The sequence below is a fragment of the Luteibacter sp. P4_E6 genome, from assembly GCF_056401535.1.
In genome coordinates, this window is the sequence record NZ_JBFUJE010000851.1 from 1 (window position 1) to 1143 (window position 1143).

General features: G+C 64.4%; 2 protein-coding genes and 1 pseudogene. All 3 read right to left on the minus strand.

Features of this window, described 5'->3' with window-relative positions:
* Positions 1-579: response regulator transcription factor (locus tag AC1DT2_RS24060; RefSeq protein WP_477299222.1), on the minus strand; the 579-nt coding region annotated here is incomplete at its 3' end.
* A complete protein-coding gene (locus tag AC1DT2_RS24065) occupies positions 579-866 on the minus strand; it encodes a PepSY domain-containing protein (RefSeq protein WP_063572491.1) in 288 nt (95 codons plus the stop codon). The genes AC1DT2_RS24060 and AC1DT2_RS24065, both read right to left, overlap by 1 nt.
* Before the next feature lie 65 nt (positions 867-931).
* Positions 932-1143: pseudogene (locus AC1DT2_RS24070) on the minus strand (tRNA dihydrouridine(20/20a) synthase DusA); the annotation flags it as partial.

A 1143-nucleotide genomic window follows, 5' to 3' on the forward strand; every position in this document is an offset into this window, starting at 1 on the left:
GAAGACCTCCAGCACGTTGGAGTCGCGATCGAAGTCCTGCTGGTAGATGTGCTCGGTGAGGTCGGCCTTGGAGACCAACTCGCCTGCATGCAGCATCAGGTATTCCAGCACCTTGTATTCGTAGCTGGTGAGGTCGACCTGGCGGCCTTCGACCGTCACCGTCTGCGCCGTGGTATCCAGCTTGATCGGGCCGCAGGCCAGCACCGGCTTGGACCAGCCGCTTGCGCGACGGACCAGGGCGTTGATGCGGGCCAGCAGTTCCTCGACGTGGAACGGCTTGACCAAGTAGTCGTCGGCGCCGTGCTTGAGGCCTTCGACCTTGTCCTGCCAGCTACCCCGGGCGGTGAGGATCAGGATCGGGTAGCGCTGGCCGTGCTCGCGCAGGGCCTTGACCAGATCCATGCCCGACAGCTTGGGCAGACCCAGGTCGATGATGGCCAGGTCGAACGGCACCTCGCGACCCAGGTACAGCCCTTCTTCGCCATCCTGGGCGGCATCCACGGCGAAGCCGTCGCGCTTCAGGCGCGCGGCGAGGGTCTCGCGCAGCGGGGCCTCATCCTCTACAAGCAGGATTCGCATCAATGTTTCTCCTTGTTATCCCCGGCGCTCGCGTCCAGGGGCTTGGCAGTTTCGGTTCGGATCGGTACCACGCGGACGTGACCGTCCAGCGTGAGCACTTTGACCCGGTATTCGGTAAAGCGGCCGCGCTCGACGAGCCGCGTATCCGCTGACAACACCTTGCCCCCGGTGTCTTTTTGCACCTTGCTCACCGCCTGCTCCAGCGTCAGAGACTGGTCGGCCTGCACGGCAAAGGGCGACGCAAGGCAAAGTGCGGCGAAAAATAGCGGACGAAACGTGATTTTCATGTCTGGCGCAGAAAGACTGGTCGGCCGATCATGCCCACGCCCGACCAGCCCGAAGCTGAACGAAATCAGGCTGCCTGGCGAAGTGGCGCCATAGCGGCCTCGATCAGGCTCCAATCGGCACCCGGAAGGTGGGCGCCTTCGCTCAGGTGACGGCGGAAGCCGCGCGCGCCCGGCTCACCCTGGTAGAGCCCCAGAATGTGCCGGGTAATGTGCTTGAGCTGGCCGCCCCGCGCCAGTTCGGCCTCGATATAGATACGCATGCGCTCCAGCACCGCCC

Excerpts from the sequence above, each read along its gene's own strand:
- AC1DT2_RS24065 (WP_063572491.1), bottom strand. The coding sequence starts at position 866 with ATGAAAATCACGTTTCGTCCGCTATTTTTCGCCGCACTTTGCCTTGCG.